This is a genomic window from Bacillus sp. B1-WWTP-T-0.5-Post-4 (assembly GCF_009183795.1).
In the GTDB taxonomy this organism is placed as follows: Bacteria; Bacillota; Bacilli; order Bacillales; family Bacillaceae_G; genus Bacillus_A; species Bacillus_A cereus.
Genome location: NZ_WEIJ01000017.1, coordinates 31,381 through 55,614, shown reverse-complemented (window position 1 = coordinate 55,614; position 24,234 = coordinate 31,381). Strand labels below are relative to the sequence as shown.

Sequence of the window (24,234 nt, the reverse complement as noted above, 5' to 3'; positions counted from 1 at the left end):
GGGCTGGGTTGGGTAATTTTTCATTCCACGGTTTTGATTGCAGTTTGCCGGAGGGCCAATAACAGTAGTTGATTGAATAGGAGAAACCGCTTGTTTCCATTGTTGTTCATTGAGGCAGTAAGTATGGGCCATCATATGAGCCGGAGTTAATCTTAAAATATCAGAACCGAAAATAACTTCTGGCGCCGGGGCATTGAAAATAGCTAATAAATGAGTATTATCAGCTGTAGCAATTTCATAATGCCACCACGCTTGTGGAATGTTGGCAACTTGCCCCGGTTTTATCGATAAGTTTAATATTTGATTCGTATATGGATTAAGTAAAGAAACAACAGCAGACCCTGAAATACAATAAACAAGTTCAGCTGCATTTTGATGAATATGTGGTTCTACAACATTTCCTGTACTTAAATAAATATCTAATAAAGAAGTATTTTCTAAAGTGTTTAATTGTTTAATACCAAGTACATTTATATAATTTTGGGCATCTTTCCGAAAAAAATTACTTTTATTTACATCATAAGTAAAATTGGTTGAGGGGGAGGTATAGTCGATGTTGGCAGTCAATTGTATTACCCGCCTTTCTATAGGTAAGTTAGGTTACAAAATTAGGATATGTGTCTAGTCTTTGTTTTGTGCTGTTGTCGGTAGCTTAATAAATTCACTTATTCCATAAAGAATAAAGTATAAAGATTAAACTATATTCGTATTCCCATTCATACTTTGGATTGATGGAAAAAAGTAATGAAAATGTTAATTTAAAAGTACATCAATTATTTATAAGGAGTGAATGTTCATGTCATTTAGTGAAATGATTAGAAATGAAGTACTCAGCTGGGCGGGTGTTTCTGAAAAACCGCATCGATTTGGTGGTATTGAAATAAATTATGGTAAGAAAGAACTTGGCCATCTTCATGGTGATAAATTAGCTGATTTACCATTTCCGAAGTTAAAGCGAGATGAATTAGTGAAGCAAGGATTGGTAAAACCACATCACGTATTACCTGAATCAGGATGGATCAGTTATTATATAAAGAGTGAAGAGGATATTCCATTTGCAATTGAGTTATTTCGTATGCAATATGACCGAATTAAAAAGTAATGAAATAAAGTAGGGTAATAAAAATTTATTTTCATGTCACATCCCTCCTTAATCGTTCGTCTTGTATGTAGAACGATAAGGAGGGATTTTATTATGAATACATTTGATGTAGCAATTGTTGGCGGTGGGCTTGCTGGATTAACAGCATCTATATATTTAGCGAAAGCTGGAAAGAAAGTGATTGTATTAGAAAAATCCAGTCAATTCGGCGGCCGAGGGATGACTATAAATAAAAATGGAATCTGCATGAATCTTGGTGCACATGCTTTATATAGAGGCGGGGCAGCGTTTATAACTTTTAATGAGCTCGGTTTGAATCTTCCAGGTGGAATACCATCTACAAAAGCACATGGAATATGGAAAGGGGATATATTCACCATCCCAACAGATTTTCGCTCAATTTTATCAACACCACTACTTTCGTGGTCTGCAAAAGTACAATTCTCACGTCTTATGATTCGTTTAGGAAATTTAGATGTAGGAGAAGTTCCGAAAATGAGTCTAACTACATGGGCAGAAAATGAAATAAAAGATCCAATGGTTCGTAATATATTTTATGCGCTATGCCGGACAACAACATATACGTTTGCTCCTACAATACAATTAGCATCATCTGTACTAAAGCAAATACAGCTTTCTATAAAAGAAGGAGTGCTTTATGTAGATGGTGGTTGGGAGACGATAATAACAAAATTAAGAGATTTAGCGAATGATGTCGGGGTAAAATTTTTGGCTAAAAAGCATGTTTTGGAAATAGAGCATTATGAAGATAAACAAAGAATACATTGTGTTGATGATGAGGTTTTTGCAGTAGATACAGTCATCGTGACGACTCCGCCAAAAGAGGCTTGTAAAATAATAAAAGGTGCAGAAGGAACAAGTTTGCATAGATGGAATGAACAATCGGTACCGGTTACTGTTGCTGCATTAGATATTGGCTTGAGACAATTACCCAATCCTACACATCAATTTGTATTAGGATTAGATCAACCTATATTTTTCGCAAATCAATCGAGAGCAGCTAAATTAAGTGAAGATGGATCAATTGCAGTGAGTCTAATTAAGTACCATAATCCTGTGCTAGAGATGAATCATATTCATGAAGATAAAGAACAGTTGGAAAGTACGATGGAGTTGTTACATCCAAATTGGAAAAGAGAAGTTGTTGCACAGCAATATTTACCGAAAATAACAGTAGTACATGATTTTCCTCATATTGACCGTGTTGAAAAGCCGGGTCCTAATATACCTGAAATGCCAGGTGTTTATGTTGCAGGAGATTGGGCAGGGCATGATGAAATATTAGCTGATGCTGCGGTAGCAAGCGGGAAACGAGCAGCGTTACACATTTTAAAGCAATATGAAAGTGAGGCAGTTCATCATGGAAACGGAGCAGTTATATGAAGCGTATCAACCATTATTATTTTCGTTAGCATACAGAATCCTTGGGAGTGTTATGGATGCTGAGGATATCGTTCAGGATGTATTTATCTCGCTAAATAATATAGAAGATCCTCAATCTATAGAAAATATGAAAGCATATTTATGTAAGATGGCGACAAATCGTTCAATTGATAAATTACGATCGGCAGCGCATAAACGTAACGTGTATGTAGGGATGTGGTTACCAGAGCCACTTGTAGACGAGAGTGATGAGCCATCAAAGTCATTTATAATGAAAGAATCCCTTTCCACCGCATATTTATTACTTTTACAACAACTATCTGAGGTAGAAAGGATTGTTTTCATATTAAGAGAGGTTTTCAGTTATGAATACGAAGAAATAGCTTCAATTGTTGATAAGAGTAGTGTGAACTGCAGGAAGATCTTTCAACGTGCACGAAAAAGTATGTTGGAGAAACCGAAGCAATCAAAATTAAGCACGGAGAAAATGGCTTCTTATGTTGAAAAGTTTGTAGCATCATTACAGTGTGGGGATACGGAAGGTATGTTGGAAGTATTAAAAACAGATGCTATACTCAAAGCTGATGGTGGCGGTAAAGTTACGACTGCGATCAATCCAATTTATTCTGCAAATCGAATTATACGTTTGTTCTTTGGGATTGCACAACGATTGACAGAAGAGTACACTGTTGATTTCAAAATGGTAAATGGTATACCAGGAGTTATAGTTACAATAAATAATAAAGTAACATATGTTCTTTCGTTTGCATTTGAGGATGAGAAGATTTCAAATATTTATATGATGGTTAATCCTGAAAAACTTATGCATTTAAATGTAAAAATATAAAAAAGCGCATTTCTTCAGAAATGCGTTTTTTATTATTTTTCTAACATTTCAAGAGGTACATCTTTTTCGCCAGCTACCTCAAATTTAATTTCCCCGTCTTCTTCATAAATACGTGTAATAATCGGTATAGTAATCATTAATTTTTTATGCTGCTTTCGTTTTCGAGCAGCATCTAAGCTAATCACGTTCATTTGTAAGCATCCTTTCTTCTGGAAATATATAAACAAAGAAAATGCGTCCGAAAAGGGCGCTTAATTGAATTTGAAATACCGATTCATTTAAATGGGGTTTATATAATTTAATAACTGCAATTTTAATATGAAATAATATGAATGGAATAATTGCACGTAGAAATTAACTTTACCAAAAAACGAAACAATATGCTATAAAAAATTATAAATCTTTGTCATATAACGGGAAAAAGGATTTCGTTTCGCATATAATAAAAGTAGACGGGCAGCAAGAGCTTTTTCATCATATTGCTTGGAAAGGCGATGAAAAGAATGGATACGTTAGATTCATTATTACTTCAACTTGAACAATATGGAGAAGAGCATGATCGGAATAAAAAAATACGGGAAGAAAAATTACGGAATATTTCTCGTGAGATGGGGCAATTTTTATCAATTTTAGTAAAAGGGTGTAATGCAAAAAATATCTTGGAAATTGGAACTTCTAATGGTTATTCTACATTGTGGTTAGCTAATGCGGTAGAAGAAACAAATGGAAATGTAACAACTGTAGAGCTTTCTTCAGAACGAGTTGGAGAGGCACTTATCAATTTTGAAAAGGCAAACCTGTTACAAAGAATCGATATTCATAATCAAGAAGCAGGGGCATTTTTAGATTCCCAATTAGATCATTCATTTGATTTTATTTTCCTAGATTCAGAGCGCACGCAATACATGTGGTGGTTTGAGCATATAAAACGTATGTTACAACCAAAAGGTTTTCTTGTTGTTGATAATGCAACTTCTCATGCGAGTGAATTAGATGAGTTTATAAAAATGATTGAAGAAGATGATACGTTTGAAACGGTGTTATTAGCGTTTCAAAAGGGAGCATTTGTAGCTCGCAAAAATAAATAGAAGTGAGTGTAATAGAATTATCACATTGAAAACGGGTGAATGTCAAAAGATTGAGTGTAGCACGATTGAAAGAACGTAAATTATTTAGGAAATATATGAAGAATCCGCCTTCAGCATGTTGTTCTCTAGGTCTTAAGTCTGAGGAAAATTATGTTGATTACAGGTATACTTATAGTAAGAAACAGGGAATGACTGCATAAGCAGGTATTTCTTGAAAATTGATTTCATATAGGCTGTTTGCAAATGAAATACAATATATTAGATGAAATATAGTGCACATAAATTCGCACATATAAATAAAGGAGCGATTTTGTTGACTGAACTCGAGAAAAAAGAACCCGTATCAATTGTGAAAGATAATAATGTAGAAGTAGTAGTTGATACAGTTATAAAAGATGAAGAACTTGATGAATTAAATAAAGAAGCCGATCTTTATGTACAAAAGTTAAATAGCGAGCAAAATACAGATTTATCGAAAGTATTGTCGCAGCTAGGAGATTTGGGGGATAAAGAACAACAAGCAGCAGGACAAACGTTATCAGCATTAAAACGTCCTGTCACAGCGATGATGAATGGAAAGAATGAAGAAATTCCAAATACATTGTTAGAATTACGCAAAGTAGTATCAGAGCTTGATCCGAATTCATTAAAAGCAAGTGGTATGAAGAAAATTATGTTTAAAGTATTTAAGAAAAATCCACTTGAAACATACGTGCATAAATATCAATCTATAGATAAGCAAATTGAGGAAATTATTAGATCCCTTCTAATTGGTCGTGATAACTTACAAGAGGATACAGTTGGTCTTGAAATGTTAAAAGAACAATCGCACGATAAAATTCATGCTCTTGATAAACAAGTATACTTAGGGAAAAAGCTTGCTGGCATGCTTGAAGCTGAGAAACAAAACCCAGAGCGTCAAAGGGATATTCCGTTAATTAACGATGCATTAGAAAAGATACTTGTACGTACACGTAATATGCAGCAAGCGAAAAGTGTATTATTACAATCTATAGCTTCTGTAGACATCATTAAGAAAAATAATGAAAAATTAACAGAGGCGATACGTAATGCGATTACGATGACACAAAACGTTGTAACAGTTTCAGCTGCTATTCAGCTTGCATTAACGAATCAACGGAAAACAATTGATGCCGTAAATGCGACGAATGAAGCAATTGAATCGATGGTATTAAGTAATTCTCAAGCGTTAAAACAAAATACAGAAGAAACGACGAAATTGCTTGAAAACCCTGCTATTAGCATGGATAAATTACGTGAATCATTCCAAAATGTGTTCGCTGCAATTGAAGCATCTGAAAAATCGTCAGAACGTATTATTGAGTCAAGCAAGAAGTTCGTTATTGAACTAGACACATTTAATGATGAGATGAAGCAGAAACTCATTCAGCGTCCAAGGAAATAACGGATTATTAGAGGAGGTGAACAAATGAGTTTCATTCAAACAGTACTATTACTACTCGGTACATTGCTTTTAATAGCATTTACTGTCGTTGTTTTAGTCGTATACTTCGGGCGGAAACTGTATTTTTCATGGACGAAGCCATATAAAAGAGCGCAAGATTCTCTAGATAAGATATCAAACAAATCAATACCGTTTCTACAAGAATTTACACAACATCCACTGTTTTATCGCTGGATTCGCACCGAAGGAAAGAAAGAACAAAATACATTAAATACTCTATTTTGTGCATCAGGTCAACGTACGAGAGAGCAAGTCTTCTCGATGTTACCGAAAGAAAAGCAGAAAAAAGTGCATGTAATGGCAAAAACTACGAAAAAGCTTACGAATGAAGATATTGATGTGGCTGCGATGAAAGTGAAAGATTTCTTAAGACAAGAAACGCAGCAAACTGTAAAACCGACAGACTTATCATTTTACAAATTGTATTTTTATGACCGTTATCCAGACGCATTAAATACAATTCAAGCGTATAAACGCTCAATAAATCCTTCATTACAAAGAACGGTTGATGATATTACAATTTCGGTATTAAATGCACTTCCGTACTATCAAGAGCAACGCATGTTTGAACAACAACATAAACTTGAAACATTCTTAATGAAAGATTTAACGGCCATGTTATCGTTGGTAGTACAATTACCACCTTCACAAAGACCAGAGAAGGAAGAAGAACTGAAGATCTACTTGGAAAATTTCAAAAAAGAAATGGAAGTAGTAGAGCGAGATATTCGCGACTCGATTGATCACGATTTAAATGTGAAGATGAGGGCAGCGACTGAGAAGTTTAAGAATAAATAGAAGAGATCGCCTAAAAAGTTGAATGTTTCAGCTTTTAGGCGTTTTTTTTTGTAAATTGAGAGCGTTTAATCTTTTGTAAAATTGTATATGCAAACGTAAATAAATGGTAAAATATAGAGTGGTTTTTTGTACTTTGTGTAAATAATTATTATAAAAGGGGTATGGTATTGTGTTATTTGAGTTAGTCATCCTATTTGTAATTTTATTTTTATTTCTGGGCTATCCCATTAGTAAAGCTTGGGATAGTTTCCAATCGAAGAAGGAAAATTCCTCAAGTATACTAAAGTTCGAGCCACAGGAAATATTATCAATATGTTTGAGTTATTTTATATTTGGTTTAGGCATTATGTGGAATGCAAATGATGTAAGAGGAGGAATACCATTACATAAATTTGAAAAGAACGGAATGATGTCTGATCAATATGCTTCTTTAGCACATGACCACATTGCTATAGTAGTTCTCTTAGTTATTTTAGGTGCGGTTTCGTATTGGAGATTAACGAAAGGCTTAACAAAACTTTCACCAATATTTTATATTTTTTATAGTACTTTAATGATAGTAAACATTGTATATACATTCATCTATATTACCCATACAGGCTTTGCCTTTTATACGGAACTCGGAGGATTGAGATACATTCCAGTCTTTTGTATTCAAGTTGGGATGCTTGCATTTAGTCTATTATTCATAGCTAAGTTAAGAAATTCATTAAGTTACTTCATACAATCTCAGCATGAGAAAGATTATAAGCAGAGCAACAGAATTATATTATTTCTGTATCGTATTTCTTTTGGATATCAAAAAATGGCTACAGTTTGGATGATAAGTTTATTTCCTGTACTGTTAATTATTCAATTCATTTTAATACTGTTTGGCCAAAAACCAGATAGTTTTATAAGAGTGTTTATGGAAACAAGTAGCTATAATTATTCTAAGATTCCTGTCCCAAGCCCTCAAATTGTCTCCGGGGATGGGCATTATTTATGTACAGTTTCTGTGAAAGGCCATAAAAACATCGTTAAGCCATTACGAGCAGGAATTAGGCATGGGGAAAGAATTACAGTCAATCGACAGTTATTAATTGCGAACGCTTTTGAAAATGTAATTGAGGAGCGGGTACCAAAATGTCATAAAGTTATTCGTAATTTTTATGATAAATACGGTTATCCGATTAGTAAACATATTAATACGAAATGGTCGGCTGATTTTGTTTATATTTTAATGAAGCCACTAGAATGGTTCTTCTTATTTGTACTTTACACAGTAGATAAAAACCCTGAGAATAGAATTCATATTCAATATAGTGAACTACGAAAATAAAAGTAAGAGCCCGCATTCAAAAAAAATGGGGGCTCTTACTTTTATTTTGCTTGAATAGTAGATTTACTAGAAGCCACACTTTCATTATGCAATCGATCAACTGCAGTTACGACATAGGTATACGTTTCTCCGGAAATAGCGGTTTTATCTACATAAATTTCTCCAAGTTTTGTTTTTCTTACAGTAGTAAGTAAATTTTTGGGATTTTGTATATCCACTTCATTTTTCCCATTCGCGCGGTAAATAGCGTAATAAGTAGAATCATTATCTCTATTGTCAATGATACCGATTGCAATACCTTCATCTCTTGGAATGGCGCCTTTTAAAGTCGGTTGTTTTGGTGGATCATGATCAAGCCAAGGCATAGGCGGGATTAATGCAGGATGTTTATATATGTTTTTTGAAAGTCTATCTTTAACTCCGAGTGGATTGTTATTAATATCTTTTAAGCTAAAATGCATACTACCTTTTATATCAGGATATAGCCGGTTTAATGCAATTTGTTTTGGATATTCTTCTGGATCAGACCAAGCAGGGACGGAGTTATTATTAATTTTATAGGCCGCTTGACCGATGTATAGGTGAATCGGTTTGTTATTTGTTTCTTTAACCCACCAATCTACTAATATGTCATATGCAGCTGGGGTGAAACCTATATTCCAATATATTTGCGGTGTAATGTAGTCAATATATCCTTTTTGTATCCACTCACGTGTGTCAGCATAAAGGTCATCATAGTTTCTTTGGCCTGCGGTTGTGTTAGAGCCAGTGGGATCGTCAGCTATATTTCGCCATACGCCGAACGGACTAATGCCAAACTTTACATATGATTTTTCTTGTTTTATACCAGTATTTAAATCTTTTACAAGTTCATTTACATTATTACGTCGCCAATCTTCTATATTTGTAAATCTACCATTATTATATGTTTCGTACGTTTTCTGATCTGGAAATTCTTCACCGGCTACTTTATATGGGTAAAAATAATCATCCATATGCAGCGCATCAATATCGTAATTTTGTACGATTTCTAAAGCGCCTTCTGTTATAAATTTTTTTACTTCCGGAATACCGGGATTGTAATATAACTTTCCGCCATAAGGGACAACCCAATCGGGATGTTGCCTTGCAGGGTGATTATTTGATAATCGATTTATATCGGTGTGATTCATTGTTATTCGGTATGGGTTAATCCAAGCGTGGAATTCTATATTTCTTTTATGAGTTTCTTCAATCATAAATGCGAGCGGGTCATAACCAGGATCTTTTCCTTGTGTTCCTGTAATGTATTCAGACCAAGGACCGTAATTTGAAGGATAGAAAGCATCAGCGGTTGGTTTAATTTGTACAACAACTGCATTCATACCAGTGCTTTTTACATCGTCTAATAATCTTATAAATTCTTGTTTCTGTTTTTCAATGGGTAAGCCAGTTTTTGAGGGCCAATCAATATTCAGAACAGATGCAATCCATACAGCACGTAATTCATGTTTTTTGTATGCAGTATTTACTTCAGCATAAGTAAAGTGAGGGGGAATGAAAGAGAAAGGGATGAACAAGATGACGATACAACATATCATTAATAAACGTTTAACGATCATTTATACGCCTCCCTATCATATGATTATTTAAAATAATATATGAGGCGAGGTTGACCTTGCAATAGAGAAAATTGCATATTGAAACATTAATTTAATAGGAAAAATATTTTTAATGAAATTTACTTTCATTATAACTAAATTCATTTACTACTTCATATGCTTGTTAGTAAAGTGAAACTTCCTTTCATTTGAAGGGTAATAAATTATAAGTATAGGAGGATTAATAAATGAAAGTCTTGTTCGTCTGTTCTGGAGGAATGTCCAGTGCAATTGTTGTAAACGCTTTAAAAAAAGAAGCGGAGAAAAATGGTGTGAACATGGAAGTGCATGCAATTGGAACGAATGAGGTAGAGGAAGAAGTAAAGAATGGCTGGGATGTCGTAATGGTGGCACCTCAAATAAGACACCGATTTGACTCTGTAAAAAAATTTGCAGAGGAGGGATCTATTCCGTGTGGCATCATACCGCCGCAAGCATACACACCGCTTGGCGGCCCGACTTTATTAAAAACTGTAAATGAATTAATCAGTTAGGGGGAAACGTTATGAATAAGTTTGTCACGTTTCTTGATAAAAACTTATCTGGACCGATGGCAAGGCTTTCTGAGCAGAGACATTTACAAGCAATCCGTGATGGAGTTATTTCGGCGTTACCATTTATTATAGTAGGAAGCTTCTTTTTAATAGTAGCATTTCCACCACTGCCGAAAGATAGTTTTATATCAGTTTGGGCATTAAAGAATCAAACAAGTATATTGATACCATATCGTTTAACCATGTTTATTATGTCCTTATATATCGCATTTGGAATAGGATATAATTTAGCGAAAAGTTATAAATTAGATGCTTTATCAGGAGCACAGCTCGCGGTATGTTCACTACTTTTAACATTAACGCCTGAGTTAATTGATAAAAAAGGATTCATGCTTCCGATGACAAATCTCGGAGGTCATGGATTATTTGTGACGATGATTGTTTCTATTTTATCCGTAGAGATTTTAAGGTTTTGTAAGAAGAAAAATGTAATGATTAAAATGCCAGAACAAGTACCGCCATCTGTATCGCGTTCATTTGAAGCACTTATACCTGCAGCATTCGTTATTATTATAATGAGTCTAGTAACTGTCGTTTTTAGCATTGATTTACACCATGTTGTTGATAAATTAGCAGCACCATTAGTAAAAGCTGGGGATAGTTACTTCGGTGTAATGATTCCAGTGTTTTTAATTACGTTTTTTTGGTCATTCGGAATCCATGGTGTGTCGGTTGTTGGAACTGTTGCTCGGCCATTATGGGAAGTATACCTAGGGAAAAATGGTGAAGCAGTTGCTAGTGGAGCAGATCAGTTGCCATTTATTTCACCAGAGCCGTTATATCAATGGTTTATATGGATTGGCGGTTCTGGTGCGACGTTAGGGCTTGTATTAGCTATGATTGTATTTGGTCGATCGAAATATTCGAAAGCATTATCAAGAACTTGTATTGTTCCGGGTATTTTTAATATTAATGAACCAGTCATATTCGGATTACCGATTGTACTAAATCCAATTTTAATTATCCCATTTATCATTACACCACTTGTAACAGCAACTGTTGCATATTCAGCAACTGCGATGGGATTTGTTACACCAACGCATATTATGCCGCCATGGACACTACCTGCTCCAATTGGTGCATATTTAGCAACAGGTGGAGATTGGCGTGCGATTGTATTAGTTTTTATAAATATAGCAATATCGTTCCTTATTTATTTACCATTCTTTAAAATGTACGACAAAAATATGCTTGAAATTGAAAAAAATGGTGACGGGGAATCTGTTAATCCTTAATCTGCACGCTGTTATTTTGAGTGATAGACTTTTTGTCTATCACTTCTTTCACATTAAAACTAGAAAGGGGGAAATAGAATGAATATAAAATTTAGTTATAAAGGCGTATTTTTATTATTATTTGGAGTGATTTGTGCAAATTTACTTTTTGTCCCTTTATTAGGCATGCTAAATCTATCACAAATGCATAGTATCTGGCTTGTTACAAGTATTGCGGCAAGCGTTTTGCTTACGGTAGTTGTTTCTTTCATTGATGGATCGTTTGCATCGAAAGCTCAGTTGTTTTTTAGATTTATATTGTTTTCGATTGGTTGTACGTTCGTTACTTACATGATTGTTTTTTAGTAAATAGGAGGTCATGCACGTTATGTATATTGCAGGGATAATGTCTGGTACTTCATTAGATGGAATAGATGTAGCGCTCGTTCATATAGAAGGAAGTGGTGTAGATTCTAAAATCGAACTCATCCATTTTACTACTGTTCCATTTTGTAATGATATGAAAAATGAGATCCAACAAGCGTTATCAATTGAAACTTCGAATGTCCAACTTATATGTAGTTTGAATTTTAAACTTGGTTTATGCTTCGCCAATGCTGTAAAGGAAGTTTGTAAAGAGGCCAATTTTCCTTTGAGACAATTAGATTTAATAGGCTCTCACGGACAAACGATTTATCATCAGCCAAAGCAAGAAGGGAATATTATTTCTTCAACATTGCAAATTGGGGAACCAGCAGTAATAGCATATGAAACGAACACGACGGTTATCTCGAATTTCCGAACGATGGACATGGCGGCAGGGGGACAAGGTGCACCACTTGTACCATATTCAGAGATTATTTTATATCGGCATCAAACTAAAAATAGACTACTACAAAATATTGGTGGGATTGGTAATGTTACAGTGGTTCCAAGTAAACGAAGTAAAGAGAGTGTTATTGCTTTCGATACTGGACCAGGCAACATGGTAATCGATGAAGTATGTCAAAGATTATTTCATGTACCATATGATCAAAATGGTTGGATTGCAAAGCAGGGGGAAGTTGTAGATGAAATTTTAACATACTGTATGAACCATCCATTTTTGAACATGAAACCACCAAAAACAACAGGTAGAGAACAGTTTGGAGAAGCGTTTGTGACTGAATTATTGAATCGATTTAAAAAGCATAGTAAAGAAAATATATTGGCAACTGTCACGATGTTTACAGCATGTTCAATTGTTCATCATTATAAGGCGTTTATTTTGCCGTATTATGAAATTGATGAGGTGATTTTAGGTGGTGGTGGAAGTTATAATAATACACTTGTTGAAATGTTACGGAATGGATTAAGAGAAGAGAAATGTAGCATATGTATACAAGAAGATATTGGTCATTCTTCAGCAGCGAAAGAAGCAATTGCATTTGCTATTTTAGCAAACGAAACGTATCATCGTAATCCGAGTAATGTGCCGAGCGCAACAGGTGCTAAGAATTCCGTAATTTTAGGGAATATAACATTCCCTCCATACGCAGATGAAAATGAGGCGAACATATGAAGTATATGATTGGAGTAGATGGCGGGGGAACGAAGACCGAGGCAATTGCATTTGATAAAGACGGAAATGAACTTGTAAGAGCTACCAGTGGTTTTGGAAACATATTAATAGATTTTGAAGAAGCTCTTGTGCATATTATGGAAGCAATTAATCAATGCCAGAAGAGTTTAATAAATGGGCATTGCGTTTGTGTTTGTTTAGGATTAGCTGGTATAAGCGGAGCGAATACAAATGAATTAACATTACATTTAAAAAAGAAATACGGAACAAAAATTGAAATTTTTAATGATGCAATGATCGCACATGCAGCTGCTTTAAAAGGTAAGGATGGAATATTAACTATAGGTGGTACAGGTGCAATTTGTATAGGAATGAAAGGAGAAGTATATCAGTATAGCGGTGGATGGGGACATATTTTAGGAGATGAGGGGAGCGGATATTGGATTGCATTACAAGCTTTAAAGAAAATGGCAATTCAGTTCGATCAAGGAATCAGTCTTTGTCCATTGAGTTTGAATATTCAAAGGCAGTTTCAACTTTTGACACCGTCTCATATAAAAAGCTTAGTATATACTTCTTCTAAAGATAAAATTGCAGCAATCGCCCCATTAGTTATTCAGGAAGCGAGAGATGGCAATGATGATGCGCATGAAATTATGATGCAAGCTGGAAAGGAATTAGCAAGGATTACAGTAAATGTTTATAACAAGTTGAACTTTAAGCACTCAACGCCAATTGCAGCAAGTGGCAGTATATTGCGTTTAGTTCCTGAAATATTTGCTGTATTTAAGAAATGCTGTGAAGAAAGTATGAAAGAAATTACATTCGTATTACAAGCAGAAATGGCAGTGAAAGGAACATATTATTTAATGAGGGATATATATTTTTAAAAATAGGTATGAGAATTTTTGTATGATTTGTAAAAATATGATGTTAAAATGTATAAAGGGATGTATGTTAAAAACGTACAATATACGTAGTAATTGAATATTGTATATGTATTCCCATGTAGAAAGTGAATGATTACATGATTAATAGTATGCAGTTTTTATATTTGGTGGCTTCTTATTTAATTGGAAACATATTGACCGCTTATATAGTAACAAAATTGAGACATAACGTTGATATTAGGGATGAAGGAAGCGGAAATCCTGGCGCAAGAAATATGGGGCGCGTATATGGAAAAGGGTATTTCATCGCTACATTTTTAGGTGATGCAATTAAAGGGGCAATCGTTGTTGCTGTAGCAAAATATCTTTTTGAAGATCCTACATTCGTAATGTTAACATTATTGGCCGTTATTATTGGACATATTTATCCAGTTTTATTTAAAGGCAAGGGCGGTAAAGGTATTTCAACATTTATAGGAGGACTAATCGCATTTGATTATTTGATAGCGCTTACCCTCTTAGGCATTTTTATTGTATTTTATTTAATATTTAAAGGGTTTACGAAGCCAGGACTAATTACGATTGCTTGTTTACCAATTTGTATGATTCTTTATTCTTATTCTATTGTTACCACTATATTAAGTGGAATAATTATTGTACTTATTCTATATGTAAATCGAGAATAAAATGAGTGTTTAATAAGTGGGGATAATCTCCACTTATCATTTTTTATTAAATAGATAAAGGAGATAAGGCATGGGGTTAATTTATAAAGTTGCTGATCAAGATTGGGAATTTGAAAGTATACATAAATTGAATTATAAAACTTTTGTAGAAGAGATACCACAACATGAAGAAACGAAAGAACGGTTTCGTATAGATCGGTTTCATAAAGAAAATACATATTTAATTTGTTTAGATGAGGATAGATTAGTAGGTATGGTCGCAGTGCGGGGAAAACGACCATTCTCGTTAGATTATAAAATTTCAAATTTAGATATTTATTTGCAAGAGCATGGAGAAAAAGTGTATGAAATTCGTTTACTTTCAGTAGAACGTGAATATAGAAATGGAAGAGCGTTGTTAGGATTAATTCGTTTTCTACATCGTTATTTGCTTCTAAATGGATATGAATTAGCACTCATTTCTGCAACAACACGTGAACTAGCTTTATATGAGCAAATGGGATTCAAATTTTTCCATACGTTAGTTGGTACAGAAGAAGCAGCCTTCCAGCCAATGTATGTTACCCCTGCTATGTTTGAAGAGTCGAGTGTTGGGGGGATTATGACGAAAGAATATACGTTTTTACCTGGTCCAGTAGATATTGAAGAGAACGTTCGAAAGGCATTTTCTACGCGACCTATTTCCCATCGCTCTAAGTCATTTCAAGTGATGATGGACAATGTGAAAAAACGGTTACTTCACATGACAAAAGCAAAACATGTACAGCTTATGTTAGGAACAGGGACGTTAGCAAATGATGCGATTGCTTTACAGTTACGTTCTTTAAAAGGGAAAGGACTAGTATTAACAAATGGGGAATTTGGTAATAGATTAGTTGGACATGCAAAACGAGCACGGTTACATTTTGATACTTATAAAAAGGAAATGGGAGATCCATTTATTTATACCGAATTAGAAGAAATTATGACAACTGGAAATTATGAATGGATTTGGTTTGTTCATCATGAAACATCTACTGGAATGTTAAACGATTTAAACGAGCTAAATACTCTTTGTAACGAGAATCAAATGAAACTGTGTGTAGATTGCATAAGCTCAATTGGAGCAATACCATTAGACTTGAAGGATGTGTATTTTGCAAGTGGTGTTAGCGGTAAAGCGATTAAATCATATACAGGAATTTCTTTCGTTTTTCATAACCACATTGTAAAAATAAACGAGGCTGTGCCGGCCTATATGGACATTGGCATGTATGAAGAAAATGAAAGTATTCCATACTCACAATCATGGAATTTAATTTATGCATTGCAAGAAGCGTTGAAGAGATTTGAAGATGAAAAGGTATTTGTAAAAATTAAAGAGACATACGAGTATATTGAAGAAGTTATTACTGATATGGGGTTAAAGCTTGTTTCACCTAAAGAACATGCCGCGAAAATTATATTTACAATTCAAATAAGCGAAGGTCAGTCTTCTAAAACGGTAGGTGATGCGTTAGCTTTACAAGGATATATTGTCCATTATGAATCAGCGTATTTACAAAAGAATAACTGGATCCAAATTGCATGCCTGAATCATTATAAAGAACGTGATATGAAGAGGATGTTAAATTGTTTGCAAATGTGTTTATTTCAGAGTGGGGTACATATATAAAGACTTTTTCTTTTCGTATAAAGGAGCTACGACTTACGAAAACTTAGGAATAGAACATTGGAAGAGGTGTAAGTATGATAACTAGAAAACTCCCATTACATATAGACGATATTAAAAAAGCTCACAAGATTCTAGATAGAAATGCTCGTAAAACGCCATTAGTAAAATCTTTTTACTTGACTAGTAAAACGGGCGGAGAAATTCATTTGAAATTAGAAAATATGCAGTTAACGGGTTCTTTTAAATTCCGTGGCGCATTTAATAAAATGTCGCGGCTCACGGATCAAGAAAAAGAAAAAGGTGTAATTGCATGTTCAGCAGGTAATCATGCGCAAGGAGTTGCATTATCAGCGCATTTACTTGGTATTAAGAGTAAAATTGTTATGCCAATTTCTGCACCTCAGGCGAAAGTGGAAGCAACTAAAGGATATGGATCTGAAGTGATTTTACATGGTGAAACCTTTGATGATGCAAAGGCAAAATGTGAAGAAATTATAAGGGAAACAGGTGAGACATACTTACATCCATATGATGATGTAGAGGTAATGGCTGGGCAAGGTACAATTGGATTAGACATTCTGGATGATATGTGGGATGTTGATACTGTCATTGTACCAATCGGTGGAGGCGGAATTATTTCTGGCATTTCTGTAGCATTGAAATCTTTTAATCCATCCATTAATATAATTGGTGTCCAAGCAGATAATGTTCATGGAATGAAGGCATCTTACGATAAAGGAGCAATCGTAGAACACTATGAGGCGCCTACTATTGCAGATGGTTGCGCAGTTAAAATACCAGGTGAATTAACATTTGAAATTGTAAAAGAATTAGTAGATGATATTGTAACTGTATCAGAAAAAGAGCTGGAAGTAGCGATGAAAGATTTATTACAACGTGGGAAAGCTGTTGTAGAAGGTGCAGGTGCATTAGCAACTGCTGCACTTCTTGCAGGAAAAGTTGATAGTTATATAAAAGGGAAAAAAGTAGTGGCTGTTATATCTGGTGGGAACGTGGACTTACAGCGCATATCAAGTGTATGTGAGCACTTTTTTGTCGCTAATGAAGTGAAATAGTTTTATGAAAGAAGAGCTAAGAGAAATGATCTTAGCTCTTACTTTTTGTCTACCGTTTACTGTAAGTAGAAATAAACTTGCAAAATTTGCTGTTTAAAAATTATTTTATTTAAGCGCCTATTTTTACACATATCTTTAATGTTATAATAATTATTTCAATATTGTCGAAACGTAAGCAGAAATTTAATATAATAGTTTTAATGTGCTAATGAGCGGTGAGGAGGGTAGGGCATGAATAAAGAAGAACAGGTCATGAACGGTTTCAGGGAATTATATAATAAGCTGGTTTGGCTTAATAAAGATAAGATGGAAGAGGGTCTTAAAGGTTTTAAGTCTTCTGAAGTCCACTGCATTGAATATATTGAAAACAATGCAGATTCTAACGTGACACAACTCGCAGAGGCTTTTTATGTGACTCGCGGTGCTATAAGTAGAATGACTAAGAAGCTCATACAAAAAGGCCTTGTTGAAAGCTACCAAAAGTCAGAAAATAAGAAAGAAATTTATTTTAGGCTTACCGAACAAGGGAAAGAAATTTATAAAATCCATGAAAATCTGCACAAAGAGTTTCAAGAGCGAGATAAAGCTGTATTTGAACAAGTAACTGAAGAAGAATTCAACAGTATAATTAGCTTTGTGGAAAAGTATAGTAGACATTTGGATGCGGAAATAAAGAAACAAGGTATACATATTAAATCGTAATATATTTTAATAATAAAGTGAAACTTTAATCAGTGGGGGGGCTTCATCTCCACTGATTATCAGCCCTCACCAATCGGGCTTTTACGGGCAGCCTTACTCTAATGAGAATAGGCTGCTTTTTTATTATTTTATTTTTGTTGACTAATCAACAAAATAGAGTTATTATTTTGTTGACAAAGCAACAATTTTTTTAGGAGAGAAGTTAAATGTCTATATTTAGATTGAAAAATGAAAGGGGAACTGAAAAAAGCATAGATAAACATGCTTTACTATTCGGACTTATTTCTGTATTTCTTTGTGGTATAGGTTTCAGTATCATCATGCCTGTAGTCCCATTCTTAGTACAGCCATATACAAGTAATCCGGAAGAACAAGCATTGGTTGTTACACTACTAACTTCCGTATATGCGGCCTGCGTGTTTTTAACTGCACCAGTACTCGGAGCTTTAAGCGATAAGTATGGCCGTCGTCCATTACTTTTAATATGCTTATTTGGTTCTGCAATTGGGTACTTAGTTTTGGGAATAGGAGGAGCTTTATGGGTACTATTTGCTGGACGCATAATAGAAGGTATAACAGGTGGGAGCATAAGTACTATCTTCGCATATTTTGCAGACATTATTCCAAAAGAGCAGAGAACGAAATACTTTGGATGGGTGAGTGCAGTTGTAGGTGCGGGAACTATCATTGGCCCAACCATTGGGGGGGTACTTGCCAAGTTTGGTGATACTGTACCTATGTATTTTGGTGCAATCATAACGTTAATAAATGTTGTATATGGGATCAAATATATGCCAGAGAGCCTTGACAAAAATAATAGATTGAAAGAGATTACTTTTGTAAGGTTGAATCCTTTTGCACAGCTAGCAAACATACTTTCCATGAAAAATTTAAAATGGTTACTTGTCTCGGCGTTTTTACTTTGGATACCTAACGGATCTTTACAAGCAATTTTCACGCAATTTACAATGGATACTTTCAGTTGGAAACCTGCATCAATCGGACTTATGTTTTCAATTTTGGGCTTTCAAGACATTGTTTCACAAAGTTTTATCATGCCAAAGCTTTTAATCAAGCTTAGTGATAAACAAATAGCAATTCTTGGGATGGTTTCGGAGATTATAGGCTACAGTTTTATTGCAGCATCAGCTTTGTTTTCGGTGTATCCACTACTTATCGTCGGAATGTTAATGTTCGGCTTTGGTGATTCAATTTTCGGGCCTTCATTCAACGGGATGCTTTCAAAGTCTGTTAGTTCTAGTGAACAAGGAAGGATTCAAGGTGGAAGCCAATCTATTCAAGCTTTAGCAAGAATGATTGGTCCTATTATTGGAGGGCAAATCTATGTATCGCTTGGTCATGCTGCACCTGCTTTTATGGGTGTGATCCTTATAGTCGCGGCAATAGCAGTTTTGTATAGGGGGACACGTGCAACTGTATAACAGATAGATATAAGAACAAATAATAGGGTGACAGAACTTAGGAATAAGTGCTGACACCCTATTTGTTTACAGTTTGAGGACTAAGAGAAATTCTTTTACTGTTTAGGAATTTATTCTGCAATGCTCTCATGGTAAATGACTAGATAGTTTAATTATGCTTGTGCTGAAGTAAATAATGACTCCATTTTCAATTTGCTCTTCTCTCGAATTTCAGCATCTGCGTGTCTCATAACGTATTTATGCGCTACAGCGATTGCTAAAACATCATCTAATAAGCCAATCCCAATAATAGCAGCTATATCTGGAATGAAATCAATTGCTAATACGTAATAAGATAAAGCGGCTAATATTATGAATTTCGCTTTAGTAGGTAATTCTTTCTTTTTCATTGTGTAGAATAAAATAATACTTTCATATACGCTGGATTTACCGAGGTTTACAGAGCTTTTTTTGAACTTTTTCCAAAGTGTCTGTTTCTCCATATAAACACTCCTTTTACAAAAACATAGATTTTTTAAAAGGATGGACAAAGAAGTGAGAGATTAATCAATTTTATTGTTTTTCTTAATTATATATTTCCATAAAAATAGGGGAATACCTGTTCAAAATAATATAATGTGGATTATGCAACGATTCACAGTGTTCCGTTACATAGTATATATATTGTAAGATGTATGTGGGTGATTTAGTTATTATTATGCATTTTATAAGCGGTATGGGGGAAGGAAAATGAAAATAATAGAACTACCAATTGAATTCGAATTTAATGGGCAAAAACAATGTATTTATCCAAGTTTAATTATAGTACATAATGAATTAACGTTAGTCGATACAGGATATCCAAGCTTTTTACCTTTAATTGAAAATGCAATGTTAAAACATGGATATGAGATGAAAAACTTAAAGAATATAATTATTACCCATTATGATGATGATCATCTAGGGGCTTTATATGATTTCAAATTGAAATATCCTCAAATTAATATTATTGCTAGTGAAATTGAATCTAACTATATTAGTGGTGATATAAAATCAGAGAGGTTGGCTCAAGCTGAAAAAATGCTAGAACGTATGCCAAATGAAGAAAAAGAATTTGGTAAATGGTTTATACAACAGTTAAAAAATATAAAACATATTTCCGTCGATGAAAAAGTACATGATGGTCAAATGATTTTGAATAATGAATGTCAAATAGTAGCGACGCCAGGACATACTTCGGGGCATATTTCATTATATTTTCCGAATTTAGACTGTGTAATTACAGGAGACGCAGCGGTTCAAGAGAATCGAGAGTTAGTTATAGCTAATCCGAATTTTTGTTTGGATATAGAAAAAGCAAAAGAGTCATTAAATAAGATTAAAAGTCTTAAAGCAGCGCAGTATTATTGCTATCATGGAGGAAAGCTTACTGTATAAACTAATGAAACCCGGTCTTTCCTAAATCGAAAAGATCGGGTTTTTAGTTCATATATTTTGCGATTTCAACCAAATCAGTAACATTATATTTCGGTAAAATTGAAATATATATGCAAAGAAGAATATATATAATTTGAGCAAGGGTATAGGGGGAAAAGATGGGTTCGTGATTTGATGTAATAGCAAATGTTATTTTATTTTATCCTCGAAATGACATGAAATTGAAACACCATATCGCAAAATTAAGTGAATTTGAGTGGTTTCGAAGGCTACACGAAGATACAAAGTATACAAGATTAATTTGGAGTAATAGAAAAATTAAAAAGTTCATTCTATCTTCTACTAATATGCAAGCATTAATAAAATCTGAGAAAAAACAAAAAGAATTTGTCCATCTAGTACAGGATGAATATAAAAAAAGAAGATAAGAATTTTTTTATTTTTCATATTTAGCGAAACAAATGGTACAATGAAAGCTAATGTGAAAAATAAGGAAAAGAAGTGGTCTATTTGAAAAACTTTTTAGAATTAGGAATTAGTGAAACTTTTAATCATACATTACGTGAAAATGGAATTACAGAAGCAACACCAATTCAAGAGAAGGCAATTCCAGTTATTATGTCAGGTAAAGATATTATTGGGCAGGCGAAAACAGGAACGGGTAAAACGTTAGCATTCGTGTTACCGATTTTAGAAAAAATCGATCCAGAGTGTAGTGATGTTCAGGCTTTAATCGTTGCGCCAACAAGGGAACTAGCCCTGCAAATTACAACTGAAATTAAAAAAATGCTTGTTCAAAGAGAAGATATTAATGTACTAGCGATATATGGCGGGCAAGATGTCGCACAACAGTTGAGAAAATTAAAAGGTAATACACATATTGTTGTAGCGACACCGGGACGATTATTAGATCATATACGCCGTGAAACAATTGATTTAAGTAATCTTTCAACGATTGTATTAGATGAAGCGGATCAAATGCTTTATTTTGGTTTTTTATATGATATTGAAGATATTTTAGATGAGACACCTGGTAGTAAACAAACGATGTTATTCTCAGCAACGATGCCAAAAGATATTAAAAAATTAGCGAAGCGTTATATGGATGAGCCGCAAATGATTCAAGTACAAAGTGAAGAAGTAACGGTAGATACAATTGAACAGCGTGTCATTGAGACGACAGATCGTGCAAAGCCAGATGCACTTCGTTTTGTTATGGATCGTGATCAGCCGTTTTTAGCAGTTATTTTCTGTCGTACAAAGGTTAGAGCAAGTAAGCTTTATGATAATTTAAAAGGACTAGGTTATAATTGTGCTGAACTTCATGGTGATATACCTCAAGCGAAACGTGAAAGAGTTATGAAGAGTTTCCGCGAAGCTAAAATTCAGTACTTAATTGCAACGGATGTAGCAGCTCGTGGACTTGATGTAGATGGTGTAACGCACGTATTTAATTTTGATATCCCTGAAGATGTAGAAAGTTACATTCACCGCATTGGCCGAACAGGACGTGCAGGTGGATCAGGCCTTGCAATTACGTTCGTTGCAGCGAAAGATGAAAAACATTTAGAAGAAATTGAAAAAACGCTTGGTGCACCAATACAAAGAGAAATAATCGAACAACCGAAGATAAAACGTGTAGATGAAAATGGAAAACCGGTACCAAAGCCGGTTCCAAAGAAATCAGGTCAAAATCGTCAAAGAGATAGCCGCGAAGGTTCAAGAAGTGAATCAAGACGTGATTCGAGAAATAGCTCGAGAAGTGATTCAAGAAATAGTTCGAGAAATAGTTCTAGAAATGAAAATAACCGATCATTTAATAAGCCAAGTAATAAAAAAGGTAGTACAAAGCAAGGTCAGCAAAGACGTGGCCGTTAAATAGTTATAATTGTAAAAGAGTCGCAAAATATTGTGGCTCTTTTTTTGTTTGTATACAACAAGGATGATGGCAAGAAAAAACAAAAATTTCATTCACCGTATTTGAAATTTATAAAGGAAATTTTATAGTCCAAAACCAGTAGAGCAAGGGTATTACTACCATGTCGCAATTCAAGAACAAGTGCAACTTATGCATGAAAAATATTTAAGCGGAAAAATCGAGAGAAAGCAATTTGTAACATATTCAAACGGTACGGGAATGTTATGCAGTAGCAAAAGAGAACGGAACTTATTATGTCTATTATTTCGGCAGAACACTTTGGTTGAAAGAAAAGGTATTAAAGTGAGCGAGTATTTTCATTACACGTTCCGCAATTATCGAAAGGGGACAAGAGAAGTTTATGAAGAATTTAACTCGTATTGGGGTACGATCGTTGGAAACTGGAAAAATAATTTGTTCTTTTTGTTCGATGGGGAACTCAAGAGGCACAACTGCCATCCTTATTAGTAAATTGCTTACTATGATGATGAAGGTAATGAAGAATGAAGTTACCAGAAGGGACAGCATGCGAAATAAGAAAAAAGGACTAGCAGTCGTACCTGCCGTCCTTTAATAGGAGAAAAAGTAATCTTGTTTAGAACTACGCATAAACAGAAAATCTGCTTGTAATTAGTTTTACCCTAAATATACGTGTCTATACAAAAAAGGGATAAGTAAAAAATACTTATCCCCGGAAGGGAAATCCCAAGCACCAAAATGGCTCGTATTGGTCTGCAGGTTCAAAAGTAGTATATGTAAAACGAAAAATCTCATACAAAAAGCAGACAACGATTTTGGTTGTCTGCCAGTGAGTTCAATGAGTTAGCTAATTGTGATAATTTGCATCCCCATTGCGAGAAGAGTGAAGCTGCTAGTTCAAACAGCTTGTTGGTATTATTTTCGATTTCTTAAAAAATATACAGAGAAAGCAGATAAGTGAAGAACCTACCTGCTTTTGCTGTAACAAAAGAAAGAGGTATTAGCCGTGGAAACGGCGGCTTGAAAATAGTATGTATTTTTGTTTGAAAAATATTCAAGAGGTGAAGAAACATGGAATGTTTAAAAGGTGTTTGTGAAATTAATCAGCTAATTAGTAAAACAAAATAGTTATTTGGGAGAAAGGGAAAATGAATATGAGATGAATTGAAGCTGTTGAAGAATTATTTGAAGTGATGAAAGAATACTTTTGGAAGGGAACATCTTTAAAGGGTGAAGCTAATGATTTTAATATTGTATCTTGGCTAATTGAAGAAGCGATCCGTAAAACAAAATAAAGATTTCATTTTGTAGCAATGGGGAATAGATATGTGTACTTATTGGGGGAAAGTAGATAGGGCAAGAACCGGAACAAAATAAAAGAGCGGCTAGCAAAAGCTAACTGCTCAATACAAGGAGATACAGAGAAGACTACTTTAAATGAATGTTGGCATACAGC

At 34.3% G+C, this 24,234-nt stretch carries 25 protein-coding genes; 21 read left to right on the top strand and 4 right to left on the bottom strand.

The annotated features are described in order from the left end of the window. Positions 1 to 567 (bottom strand): cupin domain-containing protein (locus tag GBN91_RS27195; RefSeq protein WP_152122733.1); only part of this gene is annotated, 567 nt, incomplete at its 3' end. Between the two features lie 229 nt (positions 568 to 796). Here GBN91_RS27195 and GBN91_RS27190 point away from each other — a divergent pair. The 3 genes from GBN91_RS27190 to GBN91_RS27180 all read left to right on the top strand — a co-directional run bounded on the left by GBN91_RS27190 (position 797) and on the right by GBN91_RS27180 (position 3,353). After that, positions 797 to 1,102: a luciferase domain-containing protein gene (locus GBN91_RS27190; RefSeq protein ID WP_000010317.1), complete on the top strand. Its 306-nt coding sequence runs from the start codon at positions 797 to 799 to the stop codon at positions 1,100 to 1,102. Between the two features lie 93 nt (positions 1,103 to 1,195). Next, positions 1,196 to 2,506, top strand: a complete 1,311-nt coding sequence (locus GBN91_RS27185) for a phytoene desaturase family protein (protein WP_152122731.1) — start codon at positions 1,196 to 1,198, stop codon at positions 2,504 to 2,506. Continuing rightward, positions 2,484 to 3,353: a sigma-70 family RNA polymerase sigma factor gene (locus tag GBN91_RS27180; RefSeq protein WP_152122729.1), complete on the top strand. Its 870-nt coding sequence runs from the start codon at positions 2,484 to 2,486 to the stop codon at positions 3,351 to 3,353. Before GBN91_RS27185 ends, GBN91_RS27180 begins: the two co-directional genes overlap by 23 nt. A gap of 32 nt (positions 3,354 to 3,385) precedes the next feature. Here the strand turns inward: GBN91_RS27180 and GBN91_RS29020 are convergent, their stop codons facing one another. Then, on the bottom strand, positions 3,386 to 3,544 hold the full coding sequence (locus GBN91_RS29020) for a hypothetical protein (RefSeq protein WP_001100984.1): 159 nt from the start codon (positions 3,542 to 3,544) through the stop codon (positions 3,386 to 3,388). 303 nt (positions 3,545 to 3,847) lie between these two features. On the opposite strand from GBN91_RS29020, the gene GBN91_RS27175 reads away from it, so the two are divergent. The 4 genes from GBN91_RS27175 to GBN91_RS27160 all read left to right on the top strand — a co-directional run bounded on the left by GBN91_RS27175 (position 3,848) and on the right by GBN91_RS27160 (position 8,046). Beyond that, positions 3,848 to 4,441 carry an O-methyltransferase gene (locus GBN91_RS27175; protein WP_152122727.1) on the top strand — a complete coding sequence of 198 codons (594 nt, stop codon included), beginning with the start codon at positions 3,848 to 3,850 and terminating at the stop codon, positions 4,439 to 4,441. A gap of 313 nt (positions 4,442 to 4,754) precedes the next feature. Then, on the top strand, positions 4,755 to 5,867 hold the full coding sequence (locus GBN91_RS27170; RefSeq protein ID WP_000137402.1) for a toxic anion resistance protein: 1,113 nt from the start codon (positions 4,755 to 4,757) through the stop codon (positions 5,865 to 5,867). Positions 5,868 to 5,891: 24 nt separating this feature from the next. Then, a complete protein-coding gene (locus GBN91_RS27165) occupies positions 5,892 to 6,725 on the top strand; it encodes a DUF3974 domain-containing protein (protein ID WP_000008372.1) in 834 nt (277 codons plus the stop codon). A 169-nt stretch (positions 6,726 to 6,894) separates the two neighbouring features. Beyond that, positions 6,895 to 8,046 (top strand): DUF6688 domain-containing protein, encoded by a 1,152-nt coding sequence (locus tag GBN91_RS27160; RefSeq protein WP_016124556.1) that lies wholly within the window; start codon positions 6,895 to 6,897, stop codon positions 8,044 to 8,046. A 41-nt stretch (positions 8,047 to 8,087) separates the two neighbouring features. Here GBN91_RS27160 and GBN91_RS27155 read toward each other — a convergent pair whose 3' ends face one another. Continuing rightward, a complete protein-coding gene (locus tag GBN91_RS27155; protein WP_152122725.1) occupies positions 8,088 to 9,647 on the bottom strand; it encodes a glycoside hydrolase family 10-like protein in 1,560 nt (519 codons plus the stop codon). Between the two features lie 227 nt (positions 9,648 to 9,874). Here GBN91_RS27155 and GBN91_RS27150 point away from each other — a divergent pair, with 227 nt between their 5' ends. The 10 genes from GBN91_RS27150 to GBN91_RS27105 all read left to right on the top strand — a co-directional run bounded on the left by GBN91_RS27150 (position 9,875) and on the right by GBN91_RS27105 (position 19,465). Further along, positions 9,875 to 10,180 carry a PTS sugar transporter subunit IIB gene (locus GBN91_RS27150; RefSeq protein ID WP_006921708.1) on the top strand — a complete coding sequence of 102 codons (306 nt, stop codon included), beginning with the start codon at positions 9,875 to 9,877 and terminating at the stop codon, positions 10,178 to 10,180. Positions 10,181 to 10,191: 11 nt separating this feature from the next. After that, positions 10,192 to 11,475, top strand: a complete 1,284-nt coding sequence (locus GBN91_RS27145; RefSeq protein WP_001032280.1) for a PTS sugar transporter subunit IIC — start codon at positions 10,192 to 10,194, stop codon at positions 11,473 to 11,475. Between the two features lie 78 nt (positions 11,476 to 11,553). Continuing rightward, positions 11,554 to 11,820 (top strand): hypothetical protein, encoded by a 267-nt coding sequence (locus GBN91_RS27140; RefSeq protein WP_001021963.1) that lies wholly within the window; start codon positions 11,554 to 11,556, stop codon positions 11,818 to 11,820. A 22-nt stretch (positions 11,821 to 11,842) separates the two neighbouring features. Beyond that, on the top strand, positions 11,843 to 13,015 hold the full coding sequence (anmK, locus tag GBN91_RS27135; protein ID WP_152122723.1) for an anhydro-N-acetylmuramic acid kinase AnmK: 1,173 nt from the start codon (positions 11,843 to 11,845) through the stop codon (positions 13,013 to 13,015). Further along, entirely contained in the window at positions 13,012 to 13,905 is an 894-nt protein-coding gene (locus GBN91_RS27130; RefSeq protein ID WP_152122721.1) for a BadF/BadG/BcrA/BcrD ATPase family protein, read from the top strand. Before anmK ends, GBN91_RS27130 begins: the two co-directional genes overlap by 4 nt. Positions 13,906 to 14,042: 137 nt before the next feature. Next, on the top strand, positions 14,043 to 14,591 hold the full coding sequence (gene plsY / locus GBN91_RS27125) for a glycerol-3-phosphate 1-O-acyltransferase PlsY (protein WP_000610870.1): 549 nt from the start codon (positions 14,043 to 14,045) through the stop codon (positions 14,589 to 14,591). A 70-nt stretch (positions 14,592 to 14,661) separates the two neighbouring features. Beyond that, positions 14,662 to 16,245 (top strand): aminotransferase class V-fold PLP-dependent enzyme, encoded by a 1,584-nt coding sequence (locus GBN91_RS27120; protein WP_000523059.1) that lies wholly within the window; start codon positions 14,662 to 14,664, stop codon positions 16,243 to 16,245. A gap of 74 nt (positions 16,246 to 16,319) precedes the next feature. Continuing rightward, positions 16,320 to 17,321, top strand: coding sequence for a bifunctional threonine ammonia-lyase/L-serine ammonia-lyase TdcB (tdcB, locus tag GBN91_RS27115; RefSeq protein ID WP_000632953.1), 1,002 nt, complete (start codon positions 16,320 to 16,322; stop codon positions 17,319 to 17,321). Positions 17,322 to 17,552: 231 nt separating this feature from the next. Beyond that, positions 17,553 to 18,023: a MarR family transcriptional regulator gene (locus GBN91_RS27110; protein ID WP_001030904.1), complete on the top strand. Its 471-nt coding sequence runs from the start codon at positions 17,553 to 17,555 to the stop codon at positions 18,021 to 18,023. Positions 18,024 to 18,229: 206 nt separating this feature from the next. Then, positions 18,230 to 19,465, top strand: a complete 1,236-nt coding sequence (locus tag GBN91_RS27105) for an MFS transporter (protein ID WP_149149574.1) — start codon at positions 18,230 to 18,232, stop codon at positions 19,463 to 19,465. A 152-nt stretch (positions 19,466 to 19,617) separates the two neighbouring features. Here GBN91_RS27105 and GBN91_RS27100 read toward each other — a convergent pair whose 3' ends face one another. Beyond that, positions 19,618 to 19,947 (bottom strand): YkvA family protein, encoded by a 330-nt coding sequence (locus tag GBN91_RS27100; RefSeq protein ID WP_000415083.1) that lies wholly within the window; start codon positions 19,945 to 19,947, stop codon positions 19,618 to 19,620. Between the two features lie 247 nt (positions 19,948 to 20,194). Between GBN91_RS27100 and GBN91_RS27095 the strand changes: the two genes are divergently transcribed. From GBN91_RS27095 to GBN91_RS29015, 4 genes are all read left to right on the top strand, one after another. Then, positions 20,195 to 20,881, top strand: coding sequence for an MBL fold metallo-hydrolase (locus GBN91_RS27095; RefSeq protein ID WP_000691166.1), 687 nt, complete (start codon positions 20,195 to 20,197; stop codon positions 20,879 to 20,881). Between the two features lie 215 nt (positions 20,882 to 21,096). After that, positions 21,097 to 21,309: a hypothetical protein gene (locus GBN91_RS27090; protein ID WP_003270560.1), complete on the top strand. Its 213-nt coding sequence runs from the start codon at positions 21,097 to 21,099 to the stop codon at positions 21,307 to 21,309. Between the two features lie 73 nt (positions 21,310 to 21,382). Further along, entirely contained in the window at positions 21,383 to 22,759 is a 1,377-nt protein-coding gene (locus GBN91_RS27085; RefSeq protein WP_152122719.1) for a DEAD/DEAH box helicase, read from the top strand. Between the two features lie 470 nt (positions 22,760 to 23,229). Continuing rightward, positions 23,230 to 23,373, top strand: a complete 144-nt coding sequence (locus GBN91_RS29015) for a hypothetical protein (protein ID WP_003270556.1) — start codon at positions 23,230 to 23,232, stop codon at positions 23,371 to 23,373. The last annotated feature ends 861 nt before the right edge of the window (positions 23,374 to 24,234 follow it).

What these genes read in the sequence shown, in the direction of transcription:
- GBN91_RS29020 (WP_001100984.1), bottom strand. Translation starts at nt 3,544, where the DNA reads ATGAACGTGATTAGCTTAGATGCTGCTCGAAAACGAAAGCAGCATAAA.
- plsY (WP_000610870.1), top strand. Translation starts at nt 14,043, where the DNA reads ATGATTAATAGTATGCAGTTTTTATATTTGGTGGCTTCTTATTTAATT.
- GBN91_RS27110 (WP_001030904.1), top strand. Translation starts at nt 17,553, where the DNA reads ATGAATAAAGAAGAACAGGTCATGAACGGTTTCAGGGAATTATATAAT.
- anmK (WP_152122723.1), top strand. Translation starts at nt 11,843, where the DNA reads ATGTATATTGCAGGGATAATGTCTGGTACTTCATTAGATGGAATAGAT.
- GBN91_RS27130 (WP_152122721.1), top strand. Translation starts at nt 13,012, where the DNA reads ATGAAGTATATGATTGGAGTAGATGGCGGGGGAACGAAGACCGAGGCA.
- GBN91_RS27095 (WP_000691166.1), top strand. Translation starts at nt 20,195, where the DNA reads ATGAAAATAATAGAACTACCAATTGAATTCGAATTTAATGGGCAAAAA.
- GBN91_RS27165 (WP_000008372.1), top strand. Translation starts at nt 5,892, where the DNA reads ATGAGTTTCATTCAAACAGTACTATTACTACTCGGTACATTGCTTTTA.
- GBN91_RS27190 (WP_000010317.1), top strand. Translation starts at nt 797, where the DNA reads ATGTCATTTAGTGAAATGATTAGAAATGAAGTACTCAGCTGGGCGGGT.
- GBN91_RS27105 (WP_149149574.1), top strand. Translation starts at nt 18,230, where the DNA reads ATGTCTATATTTAGATTGAAAAATGAAAGGGGAACTGAAAAAAGCATA.
- tdcB (WP_000632953.1), top strand. Translation starts at nt 16,320, where the DNA reads ATGATAACTAGAAAACTCCCATTACATATAGACGATATTAAAAAAGCT.
- GBN91_RS27180 (WP_152122729.1), top strand. Translation starts at nt 2,484, where the DNA reads ATGGAAACGGAGCAGTTATATGAAGCGTATCAACCATTATTATTTTCG.
- GBN91_RS29015 (WP_003270556.1), top strand. Translation starts at nt 23,230, where the DNA reads ATGGGGAACTCAAGAGGCACAACTGCCATCCTTATTAGTAAATTGCTT.
- GBN91_RS27185 (WP_152122731.1), top strand. Translation starts at nt 1,196, where the DNA reads ATGAATACATTTGATGTAGCAATTGTTGGCGGTGGGCTTGCTGGATTA.
- GBN91_RS27150 (WP_006921708.1), top strand. Translation starts at nt 9,875, where the DNA reads ATGAAAGTCTTGTTCGTCTGTTCTGGAGGAATGTCCAGTGCAATTGTT.
- GBN91_RS27155 (WP_152122725.1), bottom strand. Translation starts at nt 9,647, where the DNA reads ATGATCGTTAAACGTTTATTAATGATATGTTGTATCGTCATCTTGTTC.
- GBN91_RS27140 (WP_001021963.1), top strand. Translation starts at nt 11,554, where the DNA reads ATGAATATAAAATTTAGTTATAAAGGCGTATTTTTATTATTATTTGGA.
- GBN91_RS27120 (WP_000523059.1), top strand. Translation starts at nt 14,662, where the DNA reads ATGGGGTTAATTTATAAAGTTGCTGATCAAGATTGGGAATTTGAAAGT.
- GBN91_RS27090 (WP_003270560.1), top strand. Translation starts at nt 21,097, where the DNA reads ATGAAATTGAAACACCATATCGCAAAATTAAGTGAATTTGAGTGGTTT.
- GBN91_RS27175 (WP_152122727.1), top strand. Translation starts at nt 3,848, where the DNA reads ATGAAAAGAATGGATACGTTAGATTCATTATTACTTCAACTTGAACAA.
- GBN91_RS27145 (WP_001032280.1), top strand. Translation starts at nt 10,192, where the DNA reads ATGAATAAGTTTGTCACGTTTCTTGATAAAAACTTATCTGGACCGATG.
- GBN91_RS27100 (WP_000415083.1), bottom strand. Translation starts at nt 19,947, where the DNA reads ATGGAGAAACAGACACTTTGGAAAAAGTTCAAAAAAAGCTCTGTAAAC.